General features: G+C 64.3%; 20 protein-coding genes. 12 read left to right on the top strand and 8 right to left on the bottom strand.

What is annotated here, in order from left to right; translation table 11 throughout:
* The first annotated feature begins 149 nt into the window (after positions 1-149).
* The 3 genes from HMP06_RS16710 (at position 150) to HMP06_RS16700 (ending at position 2,660) form a co-directional block, all read left to right on the top strand.
* The gene (locus HMP06_RS16710) at positions 150-455 is read left to right on the top strand and encodes a hypothetical protein (RefSeq protein WP_176498102.1); all 306 of its coding nucleotides are present in this window, start codon (positions 150-152) and stop codon (positions 453-455) included.
* 34 nt (positions 456-489) lie between these two features.
* On the top strand, positions 490-1,155 hold the full coding sequence (locus tag HMP06_RS16705; protein WP_176498101.1) for a response regulator transcription factor: 666 nt from the start codon (positions 490-492) through the stop codon (positions 1,153-1,155).
* 113 nt (positions 1,156-1,268) lie between these two features.
* The gene (locus HMP06_RS16700; RefSeq protein ID WP_232089988.1) at positions 1,269-2,660 is read left to right on the top strand and encodes a sensor histidine kinase; all 1,392 of its coding nucleotides are present in this window, start codon (positions 1,269-1,271) and stop codon (positions 2,658-2,660) included.
* Between the two features lie 13 nt (positions 2,661-2,673).
* On the opposite strand, the gene HMP06_RS16695 is transcribed toward HMP06_RS16700, so the two are convergent.
* Entirely contained in the window at positions 2,674-2,928 is a 255-nt protein-coding gene (locus HMP06_RS16695) for a hypothetical protein (RefSeq protein ID WP_176498099.1), read from the bottom strand.
* 162 nt (positions 2,929-3,090) lie between these two features.
* Positions 3,091-4,089, bottom strand: coding sequence for an LLM class flavin-dependent oxidoreductase (locus tag HMP06_RS16690; protein WP_176498098.1), 999 nt, complete (start codon positions 4,087-4,089; stop codon positions 3,091-3,093).
* 177 nt (positions 4,090-4,266) lie between these two features.
* On the opposite strand from HMP06_RS16690, the gene HMP06_RS16685 reads away from it, so the two are divergent.
* The 5 genes from HMP06_RS16685 to HMP06_RS16665 all read left to right on the top strand — a co-directional run bounded on the left by HMP06_RS16685 (position 4,267) and on the right by HMP06_RS16665 (position 9,075).
* Entirely contained in the window at positions 4,267-4,926 is a 660-nt protein-coding gene (locus HMP06_RS16685; RefSeq protein WP_176498097.1) for a pyrimidine 5'-nucleotidase, read from the top strand.
* A gap of 2 nt (positions 4,927-4,928) precedes the next feature.
* Positions 4,929-5,750, top strand: a complete 822-nt coding sequence (gene dapD / locus HMP06_RS16680) for a 2,3,4,5-tetrahydropyridine-2,6-dicarboxylate N-succinyltransferase (RefSeq protein WP_176498611.1) — start codon at positions 4,929-4,931, stop codon at positions 5,748-5,750.
* Positions 5,751-5,826: 76 nt separating this feature from the next.
* Positions 5,827-6,798 carry a class II fructose-bisphosphatase gene (gene glpX, locus HMP06_RS16675; protein WP_176498096.1) on the top strand — a complete coding sequence of 324 codons (972 nt, stop codon included), beginning with the start codon at positions 5,827-5,829 and terminating at the stop codon, positions 6,796-6,798.
* 132 nt (positions 6,799-6,930) lie between these two features.
* Complete coding sequence (locus HMP06_RS16670; RefSeq protein WP_176498095.1) at positions 6,931-8,799, top strand: CocE/NonD family hydrolase; 1,869 nt, start codon at positions 6,931-6,933, stop codon at positions 8,797-8,799.
* A 12-nt stretch (positions 8,800-8,811) separates the two neighbouring features.
* Entirely contained in the window at positions 8,812-9,075 is a 264-nt protein-coding gene (locus HMP06_RS16665) for a hypothetical protein (RefSeq protein ID WP_176498094.1), read from the top strand.
* Positions 9,076-9,078: 3 nt separating this feature from the next.
* Here HMP06_RS16665 and HMP06_RS16660 read toward each other — a convergent pair whose 3' ends face one another.
* The 5 genes from HMP06_RS16660 to HMP06_RS16640 all read right to left on the bottom strand — a co-directional run bounded on the left by HMP06_RS16660 (position 9,079) and on the right by HMP06_RS16640 (position 16,065).
* On the bottom strand, positions 9,079-9,861 hold the full coding sequence (locus HMP06_RS16660; RefSeq protein WP_176498093.1) for an ABC transporter permease: 783 nt from the start codon (positions 9,859-9,861) through the stop codon (positions 9,079-9,081).
* The gene (locus HMP06_RS16655) at positions 9,858-10,778 is read right to left on the bottom strand and encodes an ABC transporter ATP-binding protein (protein ID WP_176498092.1); all 921 of its coding nucleotides are present in this window, start codon (positions 10,776-10,778) and stop codon (positions 9,858-9,860) included. Before HMP06_RS16655 ends, HMP06_RS16660 begins: the two co-directional genes overlap by 4 nt.
* A 255-nt stretch (positions 10,779-11,033) precedes the next feature.
* Complete coding sequence (locus tag HMP06_RS16650; protein WP_176498091.1) at positions 11,034-11,783, bottom strand: DsbA family protein; 750 nt, start codon at positions 11,781-11,783, stop codon at positions 11,034-11,036.
* On the bottom strand, positions 11,780-13,135 hold the full coding sequence (locus HMP06_RS16645; RefSeq protein WP_176498090.1) for a M48 family metalloprotease: 1,356 nt from the start codon (positions 13,133-13,135) through the stop codon (positions 11,780-11,782). The genes HMP06_RS16650 and HMP06_RS16645 overlap by 4 nt, the downstream gene beginning before the upstream one ends.
* 125 nt (positions 13,136-13,260) lie before the next feature.
* Complete coding sequence (locus HMP06_RS16640) at positions 13,261-16,065, bottom strand: Rne/Rng family ribonuclease (RefSeq protein ID WP_232089754.1); 2,805 nt, start codon at positions 16,063-16,065, stop codon at positions 13,261-13,263.
* A 545-nt stretch (positions 16,066-16,610) separates the two neighbouring features.
* Here HMP06_RS16640 and HMP06_RS16635 point away from each other — a divergent pair.
* The 4 genes from HMP06_RS16635 to HMP06_RS16620 all read left to right on the top strand — a co-directional run bounded on the left by HMP06_RS16635 (position 16,611) and on the right by HMP06_RS16620 (position 22,468).
* Positions 16,611-17,819 (top strand): N-acetylmuramoyl-L-alanine amidase, encoded by a 1,209-nt coding sequence (locus tag HMP06_RS16635; RefSeq protein ID WP_176498089.1) that lies wholly within the window; start codon positions 16,611-16,613, stop codon positions 17,817-17,819.
* Between the two features lie 94 nt (positions 17,820-17,913).
* Positions 17,914-20,460 carry a penicillin-binding protein 1A gene (locus tag HMP06_RS16630; RefSeq protein WP_176498088.1) on the top strand — a complete coding sequence of 849 codons (2,547 nt, stop codon included), beginning with the start codon at positions 17,914-17,916 and terminating at the stop codon, positions 20,458-20,460.
* A gap of 92 nt (positions 20,461-20,552) precedes the next feature.
* Positions 20,553-21,680: a peptide chain release factor 2 gene (prfB, locus tag HMP06_RS16625; RefSeq protein ID WP_176498087.1), complete on the top strand. Its 1,128-nt coding sequence runs from the start codon at positions 20,553-20,555 to the stop codon at positions 21,678-21,680.
* A gap of 89 nt (positions 21,681-21,769) precedes the next feature.
* Complete coding sequence (locus HMP06_RS16620; protein WP_232089753.1) at positions 21,770-22,468, top strand: class I SAM-dependent methyltransferase; 699 nt, start codon at positions 21,770-21,772, stop codon at positions 22,466-22,468.
* Here the strand turns inward: HMP06_RS16620 and HMP06_RS16615 are convergent.
* Positions 22,465-22,881 carry a JAB domain-containing protein gene (locus HMP06_RS16615; protein WP_176498086.1) on the bottom strand — a complete coding sequence of 139 codons (417 nt, stop codon included), beginning with the start codon at positions 22,879-22,881 and terminating at the stop codon, positions 22,465-22,467. The two genes, HMP06_RS16620 and HMP06_RS16615, sit on opposite strands and share 4 nt — an antisense overlap.
* Between the last annotated feature and the right edge of the window lie 43 nt (positions 22,882-22,924).

Here is a 22,924-nt window from a genome sequence, read left to right as displayed (position 1 = left end):
AGGGCCGACACGGGGGTAAACCCCGTGTCGTCGGACAGGTTCGCTGGCGCGACCTGCCGTCCGGCCTCAGGCGAGTCCTTCGGTCTCCGACCGATGGCCGCCTTTCGGCGTTCACAGGCTGTTCAAGCCCTCGTCCCTATGCAAAGTCCATGACAATGCTCGGACCGATCCTGTTCACACTGGCCACCGCGACTGCCCCAGCGCCCGCCGACGGTGCGGGGTTGCAGCACCGCGATCAGCGCGCGGCCTTTCGCGCGCGGCAGCAGGGCCGCATTCTTCCTTTACGCGAAATCGAGGGGCGCGTGTTGCCGACGATGCGCGGCAGCCAGTATCTCGGCTTCGACTTCGATACCGATCGCGGGATTTACACGCTGAAGTTCCTGCGCGATGGAACCGTCATCTGGGTCGAGGTCGATGGGAGCTCGGGGCAAATCATCGGTCGCACCGGCAACTGAGCGCTGACCCGCGCCGTCCAAAGGGAAAAATCGCATGCGTGTTCTGATCGTCGAGGACGAACCCAATCTCGGCCAGCAATTGAAGGCGACGCTCGAAGGTGCCGGTTATGCGATCGACCTCGCGACCGACGGCGAGGAGGGCCATTTCATGGGCTCGACCGAGAATTATGACGCGATCATCCTGGACCTCGGCTTGCCGGAGATCGACGGGCTGACGGTGCTCGATCGCTGGCGCAAGGAAGGCCGCACTGCGCCGGTGCTGGTGCTTACCGCGCGCGATAGCTGGTCCGACAAGGTCGCCGGATTGGATGCCGGGGCGGACGATTATGTCGCCAAGCCGTTCCAGTCGGAGGAATTGATCGCTCGTCTGCGCGCGCTGATCCGCCGTGCCGCCGGCAACGCCTCGGCCGAACTGACCGCCGGCGACGTCCGGCTCGACACGCGCAGCGGCAAGGTCACGCTGGCGGGCGAGCCGGTCAAGATGACGGCGCAGGAGTATAAGTTGCTCAGCTATCTGCTCCACCACAAGGGCAAGGTGGTCAGCCGCACCGAGTTGATCGAACACATCTACGACCAGGATTTCGACCGCGATTCGAATACGATCGAAGTGTTCGTGACGCGCATCCGCAAGAAGCTCGGACAGGATGTCATCACCACGATCCGTGGTCTTGGTTACAGCCTTGAGGATACGAATGCCTGATCTGCCCGATCTGATCAGGGCACGGGGTGGGCGGTGTGGCTGAGGCCAACCCGTCCGAACGGGTAGCTGCTCCCCTTCCCGCGCTCGACATCGAACCACGCGCGGCAATTCCGATGCGCACGACGGGCTCGCTCAGCCGGCGCATGATCCTGATCGCGGCCGGCTGGATCATGCTGCTGCTCACCGGTGGCGGGTTCGCGCTTGATCAGGTGCTGACGACGGCGGTTACGCGCAATTTCGACGACCAGATCGAATATGTGCTGACCTCGCTGATCACCTCGGCCGAAGTCGGGCCGATGGGCGAGGTGATCAACAATCGCGAGCTTGCCGACCAGCGCTTTCTCGAACCCGGATCGGGCCTTTACTATCAAGTCAGCGCCCCCGGGCAGGAGCCGTATCCCTCCCGCTCGTTGTGGGACCGGCAGCTTGCGTATGGCAGTCCGCACCGAGACCGTGAAATCCATATCTATGATAGCGATCAGTTCGTCGACAAGACGCCGAAAAAACCCGCAGCGGACACCGTGGCGGACGAAACCCAGCATGATGGCATGTTGCGAGTCGTCGAACGCGACGTGAAATTGCCGGGGTCGCCGGTGTGGTGGCGTTTCCAGGTCGCGCAAAGCCGCAGCGGGCTCGACGCGCAGATCAAGGTGCTGCGCAAGACATTGGTGCGCAGCTTCGCCTTGCTCGGGCTCGGTCTTATCGTGATGGCGGCGCTACAGACGTTTTACGGGCTCTGGCCGCTGCGCAAGGTGCGCGAGGAGATTGCCCGGATGCGCGCGGGCAAGGCGCGCCAAATCGAGCGGCCGATGCCGATCGAAGTCGCGCCGATGGTCGAGGAATTGAACGGCCTGATCGCACATAACGAGCGTCAAGCCGAGGAAGCGCGCCGCCACGCCGGCAACCTCGCGCATGCGCTGAAGACGCCGCTCACCGTCATCATGAATGCCGCCACCGCACAGGCCGACGATCTCGGCGAAACCGTCGTACGCGAGGCGCGGACAATGCGGCGACAGGTCGACCACCACCTCGCGCGCGCGCGCGCCGTGGGGCGGCGTGGTTCCGCGCATAGCCGGGCCGACGTCTGGCCGAGCCTCGAATCGGTCGAGCGCGCGGTCGGCGTGCTATATCGTCACGTCCGCATCGACACCGACGGGCCGCGCGACCTGCAAGTCCATGTCGAACGCCAGGATCTGGACGAGATGCTCGGCAATCTGATCGAGAATGCCGCTAAATATGGTGGTGGCAGCGTGTTCGTCACCGTCGCGAAGCATTCGGGCTTTGTCGAATTTCTGATCGAGGATGACGGGGTCGGCATCCCGGAAGAAGAGCGGCTGCGCATTTTCGATCGCGGCGTGCGGCTCGATTCGGGCAAGCCCGGCACCGGCCTTGGCATGGCCATCGTGCGCGATGTCGCCGAAATCTACGAAGGCACGGTCAGCCTCGAGGAAAGTGAAGATCTGGGCGGGTTGTTGGTGCGGCTTCGGCTTCCCGCCGCGAACTGAAGAGTGCCGCCGCTCAGTGTCGGCGCGATCTCTTTTTCAGCTTTTTGGGCCGGACCACCGGCTCGCGTTCCTCGGTCAAGGAAAAGCCACGCGGATGCCGGTCGGCAGCGGTCGCCGCGCGCCATTTGCCACGTACCGGCTCGCGGTAAAGCTCCGACGAGCACCGCGCGCACGTGGCGAAGACGCTGCCATTCTCGCTGCGCCGTGATTCGGCATTCCTGCGATGACCAAAAATCACGCAAACCAATCCAAAAACGCGAAACGGCACGCCTCAACCCCATCTGTCACGGCACGATCGGAATGTCGCTGCGCGCTTTGTGATAAAACTGTCATGCACGACCGCGACGAACGCGTCCACCGCCAGCCGACCCGTTTAAGATCGCGGCAGGTGAACCGCCACCTAGGACGGTACGCAAGGCGCCATTTTGAATTACGCCGCGACGGCGCGATCGCGCATCGCCTCCGCCGTGAGCGTGAGGCTGTGTTTGCGCGCGGCATGATCGTAGATCGAGCTTGCGATCATCAGTTCATCCACCCCGGTACGCGCGACGAACGCGGCGATCTCCCGCGCCACCTTGGCGGGCCCACCCACCGCCGAACAGGATAGGACGTGATCCAGGATCGCCGCGCCGTGCGCACCCAGGCTCTCGCGATAGCCGGCCACCGGCGGCGGCAATTGACGTGGGTTGCCGGTGCGCAGCGCCACGAACGCCTGTTGCTGCGAGCTGGCGAGCAACTCCGCCTCGGCATCGCTATCGGCGGCGAAGACGTTGAACCCCGCCATCACATGCGGTTGCGCCAGCGCCGCCGAGGGGCGGAAGGTGCGTCGGTAGATGTCGATCGCGGCCATCAGTGCATCGGGCGCGAAGTGCGAAGCGAAGGCATATGGCAGACCAAGCATTGCCGCCAATTGCGCGCCAAACGTGCTGGACCCGAGAATCCACAGCGACACGTCTGCGCCCGCCCCGGGCGTCGCGCGGATGCCGGTCTGACCATCGTCCGCGAAATAGCTTTGCAGCTCGAGCACATCTTGCGGAAAGGCATTGGCATCGCTGTCGAGATTGCGCCGCATCGCCCGCGCGACGATCTGGTCCGATCCCGGTGCTCGCCCCAGCCCGAGATCGATCCGCCCCGGGAAGAGCGCGTCGAGCGTCCCGAACTGTTCGGCGATGGCGAGCGGCGCGTGGTTGGGCAGCATGATCCCGCCCGCGCCGACCCGGATCGTCGAGGTGGCGGCGGCAACATGGCCGATCACCACCGATGTGGCCGCGCTGGCGATACCCGCCATCCCATGATGTTCGGCGGTCCAATAGCGTTCGAAGCCGAGGCTTTCGGCGTGGTGCGCGAGATCGGCCGCATTTGCGAGCGCTTGCGAGATTGTGCCGCCTTCTACGACGGGGACCAGATCGAGCAAGGAATAGCGTGTCATGTGGGAGGATGTGGGGAGCATCCGCCGCTCGCGCCACCCCTTGCCGGTTTTGCCGCACGGCCAAAGCCTGATTGGGCTCTGCCGGGCTGGACGAGCTATGGCGCTTCGGCAAAGCAAGGCGATCGGTGGTGGTTGGTGCCTTGCTCGATCAGCCGCCGCTGCTTAGAGCCTGCCCCGATGAACCCGCGTCTCGCCCATATCCGCACCTGGATCTTCGATCTCGACAATACGCTCTACCCGGCGAGCGCGCGGTTGTTCGACCAAATCGACATCAAGATGGGCGCCTATATCGCCGAGAAATTCTCGGTCGATCTGATCGAGGCACGGCGCATTCAGAAGGGCTATTTCTACGGCCATGGCACGACACTCGCCGGGTTGATGGCCGAGCACGACGTCGATCCGCACGCTTTTCTCGAATTCGTGCATGACGTGGAAATGGACGTGCTCGAGCACAACGCCCCGCTCGCCGCCGCGATTGCACGGCTGCCGGGGCGCAAGATCGTCTTCACCAACGCCGACACGCCCTATGCCAGTCGCGTGCTCGATCGGCTCGGGCTGGGGGCGAGCTTCGAGGCGGTACACGACATCCACGCGATGGATCTGCGCCCAAAGCCGCAGGCATCGGCCTATGCAGGGCTGTGCGCGGCGTTCGATCTCGACCCCGCGCAAGCGGTGTTCGTCGAGGATATGGCGCGCAATCTGGCGCCCGCCAAGGCGATTGGCATGACGACGGTGTGGATCGACAACGGCTCCGAACAGAGCACCGACGCGGACCGCAGCTATGTCGATTTCGTCACGCACGATCTGACCGCATGGCTGCACGAAATTTGGGGGTGATGATGAGCGATTTGCAAACGACGATCGACGCGGCGTGGGACGCCCGCGCGGAACTGGGCTTCACCACCACAGGCGCGGTACGCGACGCGGTCGATACCGCGCTCGACATGCTCGATGCGGGCACGGCGCGCGTCGCCGAGCCTGATGGTGCCGGCGGATGGCGCGTCAATCAGTGGCTGAAGAAAGCCGTGCTGCTGTCATTCCGGCTTAACGACAATGCGATCATCCCCGGCCCCGGCGGATCGAACTGGTTCGACAAGGTGCCCTCCAAGTTTGAAGGCTGGGACGAGCAGCGCTATCGCGCAGCAGGCTTCCGTAGCGTCCCCGGCAGCATCGTCCGGCGTGGCGCGTTCATCGCGAAGGGCGCGGTCTTGATGCCGAGCTTCGTCAACATCGGCGGCTATGTCGGCGAAAATTCGATGATCGACGCCTGGGCGACGGTCGGAAGCTGCGCGCAGATCGGCGCGAACGTCCATATCTCGGGCGGCGCGGGGATCGGCGGCGTGCTCGAGCCGTTGCAGGCCGATCCGGTCATCATCGGCGACGGCGCGTTCATTGGTGCGCGCAGCGAAGTGGCAGAGGGCGTCCGCGTCGGTGAGGGCGCGGTGCTATCGATGGGCGTGTATCTCGGCGCATCGACGAAGATCATCGACCGCGCGACCGGTGAAGTCTTTCGTGGCGCAGTTCCGCCTTATGCGGTGGTCGTGCCCGGCAGCATCGGTGGTGGTGACGGCATGCCCGCGCTGTACTGCGCGGTCATCGTCAAGCGCGTCGATGCGCAGACGCGGAGCAAGACCAGCATCAACGAGTTGCTGCGCGACTGATCCCTCTTGGGCTTTAGCCGTCTCGACAGCGTCACACGCTCCGCTTAACGCGCTAGCAAACAATAGAGGATTGCCGATGACCACCGACCGCTCGCAAACGCTCGACCGTGTTCTCGTGCTCGAAATGGTCCGGGTGACCGAGGCGGCGGCGATCGCCGCGTCGACGCTGACCGGACGGGGTGATGAAAAGGCGGCGGATGCCGCAGCCGTCGATGCGATGCGCACCGCGCTCAACGAGCTCTACATGGACGGCACCGTCGTGATCGGCGAGGGCGAGCGCGACGAGGCCCCGATGCTGTTCATCGGCGAAAAGGTCGGCTCGGCGATCGGCAAGGGTCCGAAGATCGACATTGCGCTCGATCCGTTGGAAGGCACGACGATCTGCGCGACCGCCGGGCCGAATGCGCTCGCGGTGCTGGCCATCGCCGAGGAAGGCGGGCTGCTCAACGCGCCCGACGTTTACATGGACAAGATCGCGTGCGGCCCGGGCTACCCTGAGGGCATCATCGATCTCGACAAATCGCCGACCGAGAACGTCACCGCGCTCGCCGCCGCCAAGGGTGTGAAGCCGTCGGAGATCATCGCCTGCGTGCTCGACCGGCCCCGCCACAGCAAGATCATCGCCGAACTGCGCGCGCTCGGCTGCGGCATCATGCTGATCGGCGATGGCGATGTCGCGGGTGTGATCGCGACGACCAATCCCGACACCACGATCGACATCTACATGGGCCAGGGCGGCGCGCCCGAGGGCGTGCTGGCGTGCGCCGCGCTCCGCTGCGTCGGTGGGCAGTTCAAGGGCCGCTTGTTGTTCCGCAACGATGACGAGCGCGCACGCGCCGCGAAATGGGGCGTGACCGATCTCGACAAGCAATATGATTTGACCGAACTGGCGCGCGGCGACTGCATCTTCGCGGCGACGGGCGTCACCGACGGATCGCTGCTCGGCGGCGTGAAGCGCAAGGGCAAGATCATGACGACCGAAAGCGTCGTGATGCGTGCATCGTCGGGCACGGTCCGCTGGGTGCGGGGCGAACACCGGATCGGGTAAGCGCGGTCGGTTTCACCCAAATTTCGTCATGCCGGACTTGTTCCGGCATCCACCGTGCAGCACACTCGACCTTCGCCACCGTGCGGCACGGTGGACCCCGGCACAGAGCCGGGGTGACGAAGGGGAGCGGACATGCGCAGACTCGCGATACTTCTGGCAGCAAGCACTGCCCTCCTCCCCCTTCCCCTCTCCCTAACCGCGGCCCGCCCGCAATCCCTGCCCCCTGCGCCCGCCCTGCAATCGCCCTTCACCTTCGAAAAGGTGATGGTGCCGATGCGCGACGGCGCGAAGATGGAGACGGTCATCATCCGCCAGCGCGGCCGCAGCGGGCCGCTGCCGATCCTGTTCCAGCGCACGCCCTATGGCATTCCGCAAACCGCCCCGGCGGCTGCGCCAGGTAGCTGGAAGAGCCTGGTCGAGGACGGCTATATCTTCGTGTTCCAATCGATGCGTGGGCGCTTCGGGTCGGACGGGGTTTTCACGCTGTCGACTGCGGTCCACCCGAACGATCCCAAAGCGGTGGACGAGGCGACCGACGCCTATGATTCGATCGACTGGCTCGTCAAAAACCTGCCCGAGAATAATGGCAAGGTCGGCATGTGGGGCGTGTCCTACCCCGGCTTCGCCGCCGCCGTCGCGTTGGTCAATCCGCACCCGGCGCTAAAGGCGGTCAGCCCGCAAGCGGCGTGGATCGATTATTGGCAGAATGACGATCTCCACCGGAACGGCGCACTGCGGCTGAGCTATGTCACCGACTGGGTCTATTCGCTGCAGCAGACCAAGGAATCGCTCGAGGATTTTCCGTACGACAGCGTTGATACTTACGCATCACTGTTGAAAATCGGCACGCTCGAAGGCCTCGACAAAGGCTATTTCAAGGGCAAGATCCCGATGGCGGCGGCCCTGCTCGACCATCCCAACCACGACAGCTTCTACACCGACCAGAATTGGCAGAAGGCGCTCGGCAAGACGACGGTGCCGACACTCAACGTGGCTGGCTTTTGGGATCAGGAAGACCCATGGGGCTCCTGGCAAATCTACGCCAAGCAGCAGCAGAACGACCCCGATCATCTCAGCACGATGGTCGCCGGGCCTTGGGCGCATGGCAGTTGGCAGGGCAAAATGGACATGCTTGGCAACATCCCGCTTGGCCGCGACACCGGCGTCGAGTTCCGCGAGCAGATCCAGACGCCGTTCTTCCGCTATTGGCTGCACGGCACTGGCCCCAAGCCCGATTACCGCGCCCGCATCCTGCAATCGGGATCGAACGTGTGGAAGAATTACGCCAATTGGCCGCCCAAGGGCACAACCGCGACCAGCCTGTATTTGCGCGCAGATGGCACCCTCAGCTTCGATGCGCCGCCGTCAGGCGAGGCGTGCCGCGATTACATCTCCGACCCGGCCAACCCGGTGCCGAACCGCGAGCGGCCGATCTCGCCCACCTATCCCCGTCCCGAATGGCGCTGGTGGGAATCGGCGGATCAGCGCTTCGTCGATCATCGGCCCGATGTGTTGAGCTATACCTCCGCGCCGCTGACTGCGGATTTGACGGTGACGGGCGCGCTCGCCGCGCAGTTGCAGGCGTCGACCAGCGGGACTGACAGCGACTTCATCGTCAAGCTGATCGACGTCCTGCCCGAGGATTACGCCAAGTTTGACGGGAACGCGCCGCTGGGAGCGTATCCGCGGCAACTGAACGGCTATCAATGGCCGATCGCGATGGAGGTACGCCGCGGGCGCTTCCTGGCATCGGACACGGCCCCGAAGGCGCTGGTGCCGGGGAAGGTCATCACGTGGGACGTGCCACTCCGCGACCACGACCATGTCTTCCAAAAGGGCCACCGGGTGATGGTGCAAATCCAGTCGAGTTGGTTCCCGGTGATCGACCGCAACCCGCAGACCTTCGTGCCGAACATTGGGCGGGCGAAACCGGCGGATTTCGTCAAGGCGACGCAGCGTGTATGTTCAGGTTCTAAGGTTGTGCTGCCGGTCATGCGATAGAGGGGAAGCGCCATGAGTGATTTCTTGCAGTTACTTCAAACGCTTGTTTTTCTCGTTTTCCCGTTCGCGGCAATGTTTTGGATGTGGCGACGAATGAAGCGCGTCCGGGCCGATGCCTATCGCGATCGGGAAGTTTCTTTGTCTCAGCCCGCATGGGAAGAGCGAATCGAGGAAGCGAACGGACTGAAAATGGCGCGGACTAACAACCCGAATGACGATCTCATTGCCTTGGGCGCGAAGGCTAATCAGACATCAGCCCCGTTCATTGTCCCCTGAAAGTCAATTCTTCAGCCGCCACCCGCTTTTGAAGATCCACGAAATCACGCCGAGGCACGCGACCAGAAACAGCGCCGTCACGCCAAGGCTAATCCCTACCGGCACATCCCCCCGCCCGAAAAACGCCCAGCGGAAACCGCTGATCAGATAGACCACCGGGTTGAAAAGGCTGATCGTGTGCCACGGTTCAGGCAGGACGCTGATCGGGTAGAAGGAGCCGCCGAGAAAGGTCAGCGGCGTGATCAGCAGCGCGGGCACGAAGTTCAATTGCTCGAAACTCTTCGCCCACACCCCGATGATGAAGCCGAACAGGCTGAACGTCACGCTGGTCAGCAGCAGGAACGCGACCATCGCGAACGGGTGCTCGATATGCAGCGGCACGAACAAAGACGCTGTACCCAGGATGATGAGGCCGAGGATGATCGACTTGGTCGCCGCCGCCCCGACATAGCCGACCACCAGCTCCATCGGCGAAACCGGCGCCGACAGCAGTTCGTACATCGTGCCGGTGAATTTGGGAAAGTAGATCCCGATTGACGCATTGGAGATACTCTGTGTCAGCAGCGACAGCATCATCAGGCCTGGCACGATAAACGCGCCGTACGGCACGCCATCCACTTGCTTGATCTGCGAGCCCAGCGCGCCACCGAACACCACGAAATAGAGCGAGGTGGTGATGACCGGGGTGACGAGGCTCTGCCACAGCGTCCGCAGCGCGCGCGCCATTTCGAAGCGGTAGATCGCCCAGATGCCGTGGGTGTTGATTGCGGGGGCTTTGGTGCTCATGCCGCCTGCTCCTGCTCGACCAGGCCGACAAAGATGTCCTCCAAGCTCGATTTCGACGTTTCGAGATCGCGGTAGCCGATGCCGAGCGCGCCGAGCTTGGCGAGCAATTCCGGAATATGTTCGTCCTCGGCATTGAAGCTGTAGATCAATTGGCCGTCTGCCAATTTCACATCCCAGTCGGCGAGCCCGGGCGGCACCGCGGCGAGCGGCTCGGACAGCGTGAGGCGCAGCTGGCGCTTGCCCAGCTTCTTCATCAGCGCGGCCTTGTCCTCGACCAGGATCAATTTGCCCTTGTCGATCACCCCGACCCGGTCGGCCATTTCCTCGGCTTCCTCGATGTAATGCGTCGTCAGGATGATCGTCGTGCCGCCTGCGCGCAGCCGATGGACGAGCTTCCACATGTCACGCCGCAACGCCACGTCGACGCCTGCGGTCGGTTCATCCAGGAACAGGATGTCGGGTTCGTGGCTGAGCGCCTTGGCGATCAGCACGCGACGCTTCATGCCCCCTGACAATTCCATGATTTTGGAATGGCGTTTGTCCCACAGCGACAGATCGCGCAGCACTTGCTCGATATGCGCGTCATGCGCCGATCGGCCGAACAGGCGGCGACTGAACTTCACCGTGGCGAGCACGGTTTCGAACATGTCGACCGACAATTCCTGCGGCACCAGCCCGATCACACGACGCGCGCTTTTGAAATCGCTCAGCGCATCATGGCCGAGTACGGTGATGCTGCCGGTCGTGGGCGTGACGATGCCGCAAATGATGCTGATCAGCGTGGTCTTGCCCGCACCATTCGGCCCGAGCAGCGCGAAGATCTCCCCGCGACGAATGTCGAGATCGACCGGATGCAGCGCGCGGTGGCCCGAGGCGTATGTCTTCGACACGCCCGCGACCGAAAGAATGGTGTCCATGAATTCCCCGTTTCTGGCCGGGAGATGGGGGTGGCTGGGGGTGGGGACAAGCGGGGGTTGGGAAAGAAGGGGTTCACGCGAAGGCGCGAAGAGAAGGGAAGGCCGCAAAGAGAGAAGAATGGATGCGCTGACGCGCGGGCTACTTCGCCGCGCCAACGGCCTTCACCCTACGCCTGAGTCAGGAGGATCATCCGAAGGGGAACGCCTTCGCGCCCTAACCTTCTCTTCGCGCCTTCGCGTGAACCTCTTCTGCCTTCAGCGCCCCGCCCGCGCCGCCGCGACAGCCTTTTGCAATTCCTCCAGCGGCAGAGCCGAGGACACGACCTTGCGGCCGATCACCCAACTCGGCGTCCCGGTCAGGCCGAGTTTCTGCGCCATCGCTTCATTGGCGGCGATTTCGGCCTGCGCGCGCGGGGCAAAAGCGGCAGCGCGGGCCGCGTCCAGCCCGGCCTTTTGCGCGGCGGCGGCGATGCTTTGCGCGGTCACCGGGCCGCCGGCATAAAGGGCATCATGAAACGCCTGGAACTTACCCTGTGCGGCCGCGGCGAGGCTCATCTTGGCGGCATCAACGCTCGATTGCGCGAGAATCGGGAATTCCCGGTAGACGATCCGCACCTTTCGATCGCTTTTCAGCAAGGCCGCGACCGCCGGCAAGCTGGCGCGGCAATAGCCGCAATTATAGTCGAAATATTCGACCAGCGTGACGTCTGCGGCGGGGTTACCGGCCCAGGCGCTGCCGAACGGGGTTTCGATCGCCTTGCGGTTCTGCACGGCGGCCATAGCGGCGCGGTTGCCGCGATCGGCGGTTTCGCGCTCCTGCAGCTTTTGCATCGCTTCGGGCAGGATTTCGGGATGGGCGAGGATGTAGTCGCGGACGACGCTTTCGATCCGGGCGCGGTCCGCCACATCGACGCGCGGTGGCGCGAAGGCCTGAACCGAGAGCAATCCGATCGCCCCCAAAATAACGCCCAACACGGCAACTCCTGCAAGAATAACACGGCTCATCGGCGCTTCTTATAGGTCTTGGGATCGTCGTCCATCTCGTTCTGCGCGGCCAGCGCGATGTCCTGCGCGCGGATCCAGTCGACACTGTTGGCAGGCAGGCCCTGCAAGGCGCCCCGCGCGCGGTATGCGGCGTTGCGCAAATCCCCGGTCAAGCTGGCTTGCTCAGCCGAGGCAAGCAATGCACGCGGCTGATCTCCCGACGCCTCATACACGGTGCCGAGCTGATACCAGGCGAAGGGATTGTCATCGTCGCGCGCGACCGCCTGACGCAGCACCTTGATCGCTTCGGGATAGTTGGCCTTGTCCTCGGTCGCGATCAGCGCATGGCCAAAGGTCGTCGCAATCAACGGGGAGCTGCGCGACAGCTCGGTCGCCTCGCGCAATGGAGCGAGCGCTTGGCGGGGTTTCCCCGCTTCGAGCAGGATCTGCCCCTGGATTTCGAGGAAATACGGGTCGTGCGGCGCGCCTTTCAGCAAGGCAGCGGACTCGGTATCGGCCTTTTCGGGATAGCCAGACTTATGCCACGCATACGCGCGAGCGTAGTGCGCGTAGACGCTCTGATCCTCCTCGGGATAGACGTTGAGCGTAGTCTTCGGATCGGCGACATAGCCGAGCAGCTTGGCTTTCACACGCTTGAAGCGTTCCTCCAGTGCCTGGTCCGGTTTGGCGTTGTACGATGGCGAGGCGATCACGTCGGCAGCGAGTGTGACGATGCGTTCGCCCGACAAAGGATGGCTCTGCGCAAACGGGTCGATGTTCTTCAGCCCGTACGCATATTCCTGATTCTGGAGCTTCTTGAAGAAGGTCAGCATGCCCTTGCCGGTAATCCCCGCCTCGCGCAGAAATTTCAGCCCAGTCGCATCCGCGGTGGATTCCTGAACGCGGCTGTACGCGAGGAATTTCCCCTGCGCTGCCGTCGTCCCAGCCGAGAGAATTCCGGCCCCGGCCTCGGGCGAGCCCGCCGCGATCGCCGCGACGCCCAAAACCATGCTGAGGATCTGAATCCCGAGCGCAGGCTTGGCCCCGGCATCCATCAGAATGACATGGCCATCGGCGACGTGGCCGAGTTCGTGCGCGATGACGCCCTGCACCTGATTGGCGTTGTCCGCCGCCTGGATCAGGCCCGAATGGACATAGACGGTTTGTCCGCCGGCGGTGAACGCGTTGATCGAATCATCGTTGATCAACACGATGCGGACATTGTTGGGCGACAAGCCGGCCGCCAGAATCAGCGGGCGGGACATGTCGTTGAACATCGCCTCGGTCTCGGCATCGCGCAGGATCGACTGGGCGACAGCGGGCTGCGCCCAAACGAGGAGAGAGGCCGCGAGTCCCGCGAAGAGGCGCTTCATGGCCGACATATCGCCGAATTTTCCCGTTGGAGCAATCGTGCGTGCGGTGCGGCAGCGCGGCTGAACGGTGAGTGAAGCTCCAAGAAAAATCCCCTCCCACCGCGGGGTGGGAGGGGATGTTCGCATCACGCCCCGAAGGTGCGCTGCCACCAGCCGCGACGCGGGCTGCCGGCTTCGCCCGGATCGGGATCGATCTCGCCGCTCGTCGCGCCGGCTTCCGGCGCGTCCGGCGCGCTCGGCTCCGCCGTCGCGACTTCGACTGCGAGCGGGATCGCCGGAGCCCCCGCTTCGGATTCAGCTTCGGCCTCGACCGGTGCGACTACCTCTGCGCCGGTCGCCTTAGGCTTGCGGCTCCGCTTTGGCTTGGGGGCAGGCTCTTCCGAAACCGGCACATCCATCATCGCGCTGCTCGTCTCAGCTTCAGCTTCAGCTTCGGCTTCGACGGGAGCCGCGTCGGCCTCCGCGGGCTTGGCCTTGCGACGGCTGCGCTTGGGCTTGGTCCCAACTTCCACCTCGGCCGCTGGCGGTGCTTCAGCCTCTGCCTTCACAGCCGGAGCCGCTTTCTTCGGCGCAGCCTTTGGCTCGGCGTCCCGGGCACGCGGGCGACGGCGACCCTTTTTGGGCGCCTCCGCCTCGGGCTCGGCTTCGACTTCGGCTTCAACCTCGACCGGCGCTTCGCTTACCGCAGCGACGGTCTCGTCGATCGGTGCATCGGCAGCGGCATCGGCAGTCTGCTCGTCTGAAGCTTGCTCGCCTTCATTGCGACGGCCGCCACGACGACCGCGACGACCACGCCGGCGACGACCGCCCTCGCCGCCTTCACCCTCTTCGGATGCTGCGATGGGAGCCTCGGCACCCTCTTCCAGCTCGGCACCGTCGACGGTCTCAAGCTCTTCGCCCTCAACCTGATCGCCGACGATTTGCTCGCCCTCGGCCCCTTCGCCCTCGGGGCGCGCACGACCGCGGCGTCCGCGACGACGGCGACGGCGACGCGAGCCACCCTCATCGTCCCCCGCGGCTGCGCGCTCAGGCCGGTCACTGCGCGGTTCGCGGGGTGCGCGCGGCTGCTCGACTTCCTCTTCCTCGATTTCGTCTTCGATTTCCTCTTCGACGAACTCTTCCTCGATTTCCTCGATCGCAGCTTCGAAACGCGGACGATAGGCGGGCGGCGGACCGCCGACCTCGACCGACATGCGCGCGCCTTCCTGCTCGCCGTCGGGCGCGACTTCGATCATCACGCCATAGCGTTCCTCGATCTCTGCCAGTTCCGCACGCTTGCGGTTGAGCAGATAGAAGGCGGCTTCCTGGCTCGCGCGCAGCAACAGCTGCGACCCGCGACCCTGCGCGGCTTCGTCTTCGAGCAAGCGCAGCGCCGACAGGCCCGACGACGATGCGGTGCGGACGAAGCCCGACCCCTCACAATGCGGGCACGGACGCGTCGACGCTTCGAGCACGCCGGTGCGCAGCCGCTGGCGGCTCATCTCCATCAGCCCGAAGGACGAAATGCGACCGATCTGGATGCGCGCACGATCGTTCTTCAGCGCCTCCTTCATCGCCTTCTCAACCTTGCGGTTGTTCGAGCTGTTATCCATGTCGATGAAATCGATCACGACGAGCCCGGCCATGTCGCGCAAGCGCAACTGGCGTGCGATTTCGGCCGCAGCCTCCAGATTCGTCGCGGTCGCGGTCTGCTCGATCGAATGTTCGCGCGTCGAACGGCCCGAGTTGATGTCGATCGACACCAACGCCTCGGTCGGGTTGATGACGAGGTAGCCGCCCGACTTCAACTGCACCAACGGGTGGTACATCGCGGACAATTGCTCCTCGACCCCGGCGCGCTGGAACAGCGGGACCGGATCGCTGTAATGCTTCACCTTGCGCGCATGACTGGGCATCAGGAGCTTCATGAACTCCTTGGCGTGGCGATACCCCTCCTCGCCCTCGACGATCACCTCGTCGATGTCCTTGTTATAGATATCGCGGATCGCGCGCTTCATCAGGTCGCTGTCGCCATACACCAGCGCCGGGGCGGAGGACGACAGCGTCGTCTCGCGAATCCCGTCCCACAGTCGCGCCAGATAATCGAAGTCGCGCTTGATCTCGACGCGGGTGCGTTGCAGCCCGGCGGTGCGCACGATGCAACCCATCGACGGGGGCAGCTTCATGTCGGCCATGATCGACTTCAAACGCTTGCGGTCGCCCGCGTTCGAAATCTTGCGGCTGATCCCGCCGCCATGCGACGTGTTGGGCATCAACACGCAATAGCGCCCGGCGAGCGACAGATAGGTGGTCAGCGCCGCGCCCTTGTTGCCGCGCTCTTCCTTTACGACTTGGACGAGCAGCACCTGGCGGCGGCGAATGACGTCCTGGATCTTGTAACGGTGGCGCAGATTGGTGCGGCGTTCGCGCAGATCGTCGGCGGCATCGTCCGATGCGCTGCGCTTGCGGCGGCCACGGCCACGCCCGCCCCGGCTCTCGCCTTCGGATACGATTTCGGTCTCCGACTCGGAATCGCCGTCGTCATGCTCGATCGTGACGTCGTCGCCGTCTGAATCGCCTTCGAAGCCGTCATCGTCCTGATCGTCGCCGTGCAGTTCGTCCTCGGCATCCTGCTGCGCGCGCAGGGCGGCTTCCTCGGCGGCATGTTCGGCCTCTTCGCGCAACAACGCGTCGCGATCTTCCTTCGGAATCTGATAATAATCGGGGTGGATTTCGCTGAACGCCAGGAACCCGTGGCGATTGCCGCCGTAATCGATGAACGCCGCCTGCAACGACGGTTCGACCCGGGTCACCTTGGCAAGATAGATATTTCCCTTGAGCTGTTTCCGCTCGGCAGATTCGAAATCAAACTCTTCGATTCGATTCCCTTTGACGACCGCGACCCGGGTTTCCTCCCGGTGCCGTGCGTCGATCAGCATACGCATTGTCATGTACTGTTCTCCGGTCGCGCGGCACAGAGCCTGCATGCACTGGGCGTGAAGACGCCGGCCGCGCGTGATTGATGAGCGCGTCCGCTACGGCGAAAGAGTCGCCGGGTCCGGACACGCGGGGTTTTACAAAAATTGCCTCTGCTCGCTTTGCACGCCCAGCCTTCCGGCTTCGGGTTACCGCCACGCTCGCGCACCCGCCGGTCGAAACCGGTCGGAGCGAAGGGCGGGATACATGCATCATGCGAACGTCAACCTGGATGAGCCGCACCCTAGAAACTCTGAGGCGGCCGAGAGAGAGACCGAAACGTCGCCGAAACAAGGCGGTGAACGGACACCGTTTATTACGTAGCACCGCATTGCCGACGCAGCAACCGGCACGTTTTTGCCGCCGACCGGCAATTCCATGCCTAGCGGCAAATTAACCGCAACCGGCAACGCGCCCTTGGGAGACAGTTACCTAATCCGAAAGGATGAGCACCGCCGCCGCCCCTCGTCGCAGTCCTTTTCGCTTTACCGCCCCACCTTCCCGGCGGCATTACAGGGGCGTGTCGTTTGTTCTCGCTTTGCTCGCCTGCTGGTTCGCCGGTGCCCCCGGTTGGGCAGCGTCGGTCGAGCGGATCGATGTCAAACACGATCGCATCGTCATCCGCTTCGATTCCGCGGTGGCCGATGCGTCGAGCTTCGTGCTGGCGGCACCGCGTCGCATCGCCATCGACATCACGGGCGCGCAGCCCGGCGGCGACGTGGAGACCGGTGGCGCGGTCGCCCAGGTGCGCCAAGCGGCGCACGGTGACGGTGGGACGCGCGTGGTGTTCGATCTCGCGCAGCCGGCGCTTGTCACCGAAGGCGTGTTCGGCCGCGACGGACGCGAACTGACGCTGGAATTGCAGACCGTCGATGATGCGACGTTCGCACGCGCCGCCGGGGAGCGCCGTTTGCGCTTCCTGCCGCCGTTCAACATGGGGCTGGTGCAGGCGACTGAACGCTATGCCGTGTCGGTGCCGATCCCGCCCGCGCCGCGCGATGCACGGCTGCCGCGGATTTATGGCGACGATGACAGCCGTCCGCTGGTGGTGATCGACGCAGGCCATGGCGGCGTCGATCCAGGCGCGATCTCGCCACTCGACGGGCGGCGCGAAAAGGACCTGACGCTGAAGATTGCCCGGGCGATCCGCGATGAGCTGCTAAAATCGGGCCGGGTGCGTGTGGCGTTGACGCGCGACGACGATCGCTTTCTGGTTTTGCAGGAACGCTATGGCATTGCGCGAAAGCTGCGCGCCGATCTGTTCATCTCGATCCATTGCGACAGCGTCGGATCAGGAAATGCATCGGGTGCGTCGGTCTACACCCTGTCCGAGGTCGCGTCCGACAAGGAATCGGCGAAGCTCGCCGCGCGCGAGAACAAGGCCGACATCATCGCCGGCGTAAACCTCGGCGCGACCTCGGCCGACATCTCGTCAATCCTGATCGACCTGACACAGCGCGAGACGATGAACAATTCGGCAAGCTTCGCGCGCCTGCTCGGTCGCGAGGCGCAGCCGCTGATTCCGGTCAAGCCGAACTTCCACCGCATGGCATCGCTGATGGTGCTCAAAGCGCCCGACATGCCCTCGATCCTGTTCGAGACCGGCTATATCTCCAATCCGCGCGATGCCGATTTCATCGACAGCGCGGACGGACGTCGCAAAATCGCGCAGAGCATCGAACGCGCTGTGGAGGTGCATTTCGCGCGGCGCATGGCATCCAATAGCTAAGTTTCCCGACCGTGCGGGATCGCGCGGCACATCCGTGGCGTAGAACGAACAGCCGCTGGCAACGCGCGCGAAAGTTGCTAGAGCCTCACATCCTATGGCCGCGCCCGACGATACAACCGTGAAATTCCGGATTCGCCGTGAGATGGGCGGCTTTCGCGGCTTCGTCGCACGGAGTTGGGGGCGTTGGTGGGTCAAGGCGCTGGCGGCGATCGGCGTGCTGGCGGCGATCGGCGCTGCACTCTTCTGGTTCCTGTTCGCCGCCGGTCTGCCCTCGGTCGATACGCTACGCACCTATGAACCGCCATTGCCGACCAACGTGCGCGGCATCGATGGCACGCCGATTCATAGCTACGCACGCGAACGCCGCGTGGAACTCAGCTATGACGAATATCCGCCGCTCCTCGTCCGTGCCTTTCTGGCGGCGGAAGACAAGACCTTCTTCGAACATCACGGCGTCGATTATCTCGGCATCGCCAATGCCGCGTTCAACAATCTGACGACCAAACGCCGTGCGGTCGGCGCATCGACCATAACGCAGCAGGTGGCGAAGAACCTGCTGATCGGCAATGCGACCAGCTACACGCGCAAGATCAAGGAAGCGATCCTCGCCTACCGGATCGAGGATACGCTGACCAAGCAGCAGATCCTGGAATTGTACCTCAACCAGATCGCGCTTGGCCGCAACGCCTTCGGGGTCGAGGCGGCAAGCTATGCCTATTTCGGCAAAGATCTGAACCAGCTCGATCTCGCGCAAATGGCGTATCTGGCGATCCTGCCGAAAGGCCCGTCCAATTACGATCCCGTCCGCCACACGCAGCGCGCGCTTGATCGCCGCGCCTATGTGCTGCGCGAGATGCTCAAGAACGGCTTCATCACCCAGGCCCAGCATGATGCCGCGCGCGCCGAGCCGCTCGGCACCGTGCCGCGCCAAACGCCCAAGACCGAAACCGCCGGGAGCGGCTATTTCGTCGAGGAAGTCCGCCGCCAGTTGCTCGATAAATTCGGGGAGGATCAGCGCGCCGGGCCGTACAGCGTCTATTCGGGCGGGCTGTGGGTGCGCACCTCGCTCGACAACAAGATTCAGGACTATGCGCAGACCGCGCTGCGCGAGGGATTGCTCCGCTTCGACAGCGGGCGCGGCTGGTCCGGTCCGATGGGTCATGTCGAGTTCACCGGGACGGCATGGCAAAGCGCCTTGCTCAACACCAATATCGGTCTCGATTACGCCGATTGGCGCGCCGCAATCGTCGTTGCGCGCAGCAGCGAGAGCGCAGACCTGGGCTTTGCCGATGGCAGCACCGGCACCCTGCCGCGCTGGGGCGCACAAATGCCGGTGCGCGGGGTCGGCGGAACCGCATTCGCCGCACTAAAGGAGGGCGACATCATCGCCGTCGCGCCCGATGGCGAATCGTTCGTATTGCGCTCGGTCCCCAAGATATCGGGCGCGTTCGTGGTCGAGGAGCCGCAGACGGGCCGGGTACTGGCGATGCAGGGCGGGTTCGATTTCCGCATCCAGGCCTTCAACCGCGCCACGCAAGCGCTGCGCCAGCCCGGATCGACGATCAAGCCGATCGTCTATGCCGCGGCGCTGGAGGGCGGGATGACTCCTGCCTCGATCATCGTCGACGGGCCGTTCTGCGTGTTCCAGGGCGCGCGGCTGGGTCAAAAATGCTTCCGGAATTTCGGCAATGTCGGCGGCTCCGGCTCGCACACGATGCGCTGGGGCGTGGAGCAATCCCGCAACCTGATGACGGTCCGCGCCGCTGCGACCACGGGGATGCCGCGCGTCGTCGGGCTTATGGACCGAATCGGCATCGGCAAATATCCGCCCTACCTCTCCTTCGCGCTCGGCGCGGGCGAAACGACGGTGTCGCGCATGGTCAACGCCTATGCGATCCTCGCCAATCAGGGGCGGTCGCACCCGTCTTCGCTCATCGATTTCGTGCAGGATCGGCACGGCAAGGTGGTGTTCCCGGCGAACTGGCGCGCCTGCGACCGTTGCAACGCGCCCGACTGGAATGGCAAGGCGATGCCGCGACCGGTGTCGGGCGGCAAGCAGATCGTCGATGCAATGAGTGCGTATCAGATGGTCCATATCGCCGAGGGCGTGATCCAGCGCGGCACCGCGACCGTGCTGCGCGATCTCGACCGACCGATCTTCGGCAAGACCGGCACCAACACCGGGCCGACCGACGTGTGGTTCATCGGCGGCACGCCGCAGATGATCGGCGGCCTGTATATCGGGTACGACACGCCGCACTCGCTCGGCGGGGCGGCACAAGGCGGGACGATCGCCGCGCCCATCTTCCGGACGTTCGCGGTCAAGGCGTATGAAGGCTTGGACAAGGTTCCGTTCCGCGCACCGACGGGCATCCGCATGGTCCGGATCGACCGCGCGAGCGGCAAGCCGGTGTTCGGCACATGGCCGACCGACGATCCCAAGGCGGCGGTCATCTGGGAAGCCTTCAAGCCCGAAAGCGAACCGCGCCGCGCCGTACGACGCGACATGATCGTACCCGACCCCGCCGCCGTGGCTGCCGCGGCGGCTGCCAAGGCACGCGCCGCGCAAGAGGCGCAGCAGCAGCAGAAGGAAACGCGCCGCGACAGCGATTTCTTGCAAAGGGAGGGCGGCATCTACTAGCGGTGCGGTTCGACCCCTATTTCTGTCATCTCGTGAAGCTGGGCTACCGGCGTTCAGGGGGATGACAGCAGAAACAAAGTCTGGAGTTCCCAATGCGCGCCGAAGCGCAGGCTCATATCGATTCGATCAAGGACGCGCTCGCCTTGCTCCGCCGGTTCCTCGACTGGGACCGCGCATTGCGACGCCTCGACGAACTCAACGCGCGCGTCGAGGACCAGGCCTTGTGGAACGACCCCAAGGCCGCGCAGGTCGTGATGCGAGAACGGCGTCGGCTCGACGAAGCGATCAGCGCGACACGCGCGATCGAGAGCGAATTGAACGACACCGCCGAGCTGATCGAAATGGCAGAGGCCGAGGGCGACACCGAGATGGAGGCCGAGGGTGTCGCCGCGCTCGCCGATCTCGCGCGCCGCGCCGACACCGACAAGGTCAAGGCGCTGCTCGCGGGCGAGGCCGATGGCAACGACACCTATATCGAGGTCAATGCCGGTGCCGGCGGGACCGAGAGCCAGGATTGGGCCGGCATGCTCAGCCGGATGTATTCGCGCTGGGGCGAACGCCACGGGCTCAAGGTCGAACTGATCGACCAGCATTCGGGCGAGCAGGCCGGGATTAAATCGGCGACGCTGCTGCTCAAGGGCGAGAACGCCTACGGCTATGCCAAGACCGAAAGCGGCGTCCACCGTCTGGTCCGGATCAGCCCGTATGACAGCGCAGCGCGTCGTCATACCTCGTTCGCCAGCGTCTGGGTCTACCCGGTCGTCGACGACAATATCGAGGTCGACTATAACGAGAGCGACCTGCGCATCGATACGTACCGCGCGAGCGGCGCGGGTGGGCAGCACATCAACACCACCGATTCGGCGGTGCGCATCACGCACATCCCGACCGGCATCGTCGTCCAGTGCCAGAACCAGCGCAGCCAGCACAAGAACAAGGCCGAAGCGTATAACCAATTGCGCGCGCGCCTGTACGAACGCGAACTCGCGATCCGTGAAGCCGCCGCCAATGCCGAAAATGCCGGCAAGACCGACATCGGCTGGGGCCACCAGATCCGCTCCTACGTGCTTCAGCCGTATCAGATGGTGAAGGATCTGCGGACCGGCGTCACCTCGTCGAGCCCGTCGGATGTGCTCGACGGCGATCTCGATGCGTTCATGGCGGCGGCGTTGTCGCAGCGTGTTACTGGCGAGACGGTCGAGGTCGAGGACGTCGAATAGTGGGAATGCCGTCCAACTTCCGTTCGCTTCGAGCGAAGTCGAGAAGCCTGTCCCGCGGGCCGGTTTCTCGACTTCGCTCGAAACGAACGGTGTTGGGGGCGCTCTTGCTCCTCGCCGCTTGCGACGGCGGACAGCCGCGCGTGCCCGACACAACGCAGAAGGCCGGCCCCTTCCCCGCAGCCGACCGCCCGGTCGCCGCGATCATTTCGTCGCGCTGGTCGACCGAGGAAGCGCGCGACCGCGTCAACGAAGCGAGCGAAGTGATGAACAAGGCCGGAATCAAGCCCGGCATGACCGTCGCCGACATCGGCGCGGGTGAAGGTTATTACACGATCCGCTTGGCCAGCCGCGTGGGCAAGAATGGTCGCGTGCTGGCCGAGGACATCGTTGCCGAGGTGCGCGACACGTTGGCGCTTCGCGTCACGCGCGAGCGGCTTGAAAATGTCAGCGTCCGCCTCGGCGCGTCCGCCGACCCGCGCTTGCCCGCCAACAGTTTCGACCGCGTGCTGATGGTGCACATGTACCATGAGATCGCGCAGCCCTACGAATTCCTGTGGCGCATGCGCCCGTCACTGAAGCCCGACGGCCTCGTCATTGTCGTTGATGCCGACCGTCCGACGCAGAACCACGGCACGCCGCCTGCGCTGCTACGCTGCGAATTCGCCGCAGTCGGCTATGCCGAGGTCGCACGCTACAACATGCCCTCGGCGGGCGGGTATCTCGCCGCGTTCCGCCCGACCGGCACCCGGCCCGACCCCAGCGCGATCAAGGCCTGCCGGCTGCGCTAAAGCAGGCCACGCTGGCGAAAGCTCTCGCACCCGTCGCATGCGATCACCAGATGATCGAACAGCCGCACCCCGACCAGATCGAGCGCATAGGCCAGGCGGCGGGTGAAGGCGTAATCGGCATTGCTCGGCGTCGGGTCGCCACTTGGATGGTTGTGCGCCATCACCACCGCCAAGCAATCGAAAGCAAGCGCATCGGTAACGATTTCGCGTAAGGAGATCGTGACCGCATCGGCCAGGCCCGACGGAACGTGCCGCATGCCGAGAAGCCTCCATTCCGGACCGAGATACGCGAAGACCGCGATCTCTTCGCACACCGTGGCGATCGGCGCGAACAACGCGATGGTGGCACCGAGCGGGCCGATCTCCAGCGCCGCGAGCCGTTCCAGCGGCAAATGGACATGAGCTTGCTCCATTATTTCACGAATTCCGCAAAGTCGCGATCCGCGATACGCAAAC

The organism is Sphingomonas sp. HMP6, assembly GCF_013374095.1.
In the GTDB taxonomy this organism is placed as follows: domain Bacteria; phylum Pseudomonadota; class Alphaproteobacteria; order Sphingomonadales; family Sphingomonadaceae; genus Sphingomonas.
Note: the sequence above shows the minus strand (reverse complement) of the source record. Positions and strands in the feature narration are given on the sequence as shown.

What these genes read in the sequence shown, in the direction of transcription:
- HMP06_RS16710 (WP_176498102.1), top strand. Translation starts at nt 150, where the DNA reads ATGACAATGCTCGGACCGATCCTGTTCACACTGGCCACCGCGACTGCC.
- HMP06_RS16705 (WP_176498101.1), top strand. Translation starts at nt 490, where the DNA reads ATGCGTGTTCTGATCGTCGAGGACGAACCCAATCTCGGCCAGCAATTG.
- HMP06_RS16700 (WP_232089988.1), top strand. Translation starts at nt 1,269, where the DNA reads ATGCGCACGACGGGCTCGCTCAGCCGGCGCATGATCCTGATCGCGGCC.
- HMP06_RS16690 (WP_176498098.1), bottom strand. Translation starts at nt 4,089, where the DNA reads ATGACACGCTATTCCTTGCTCGATCTGGTCCCCGTCGTAGAAGGCGGC.
- HMP06_RS16685 (WP_176498097.1), top strand. Translation starts at nt 4,267, where the DNA reads ATGAACCCGCGTCTCGCCCATATCCGCACCTGGATCTTCGATCTCGAC.
- dapD (WP_176498611.1), top strand. Translation starts at nt 4,929, where the DNA reads ATGAGCGATTTGCAAACGACGATCGACGCGGCGTGGGACGCCCGCGCG.
- glpX (WP_176498096.1), top strand. Translation starts at nt 5,827, where the DNA reads ATGACCACCGACCGCTCGCAAACGCTCGACCGTGTTCTCGTGCTCGAA.
- HMP06_RS16670 (WP_176498095.1), top strand. Translation starts at nt 6,931, where the DNA reads ATGCGCAGACTCGCGATACTTCTGGCAGCAAGCACTGCCCTCCTCCCC.
- HMP06_RS16665 (WP_176498094.1), top strand. Translation starts at nt 8,812, where the DNA reads ATGAGTGATTTCTTGCAGTTACTTCAAACGCTTGTTTTTCTCGTTTTC.
- HMP06_RS16660 (WP_176498093.1), bottom strand. Translation starts at nt 9,861, where the DNA reads ATGAGCACCAAAGCCCCCGCAATCAACACCCACGGCATCTGGGCGATC.
- HMP06_RS16655 (WP_176498092.1), bottom strand. Translation starts at nt 10,778, where the DNA reads ATGGACACCATTCTTTCGGTCGCGGGCGTGTCGAAGACATACGCCTCG.
- HMP06_RS16650 (WP_176498091.1), bottom strand. Translation starts at nt 11,783, where the DNA reads ATGAGCCGTGTTATTCTTGCAGGAGTTGCCGTGTTGGGCGTTATTTTG.
- HMP06_RS16645 (WP_176498090.1), bottom strand. Translation starts at nt 13,135, where the DNA reads ATGAAGCGCCTCTTCGCGGGACTCGCGGCCTCTCTCCTCGTTTGGGCG.
- HMP06_RS16640 (WP_232089754.1), bottom strand. Translation starts at nt 16,065, where the DNA reads ATGACAATGCGTATGCTGATCGACGCACGGCACCGGGAGGAAACCCGG.
- HMP06_RS16630 (WP_176498088.1), top strand. Translation starts at nt 17,914, where the DNA reads ATGGCCGCGCCCGACGATACAACCGTGAAATTCCGGATTCGCCGTGAG.
- prfB (WP_176498087.1), top strand. Translation starts at nt 20,553, where the DNA reads ATGCGCGCCGAAGCGCAGGCTCATATCGATTCGATCAAGGACGCGCTC.
- HMP06_RS16615 (WP_176498086.1), bottom strand. Translation starts at nt 22,881, where the DNA reads ATGGAGCAAGCTCATGTCCATTTGCCGCTGGAACGGCTCGCGGCGCTG.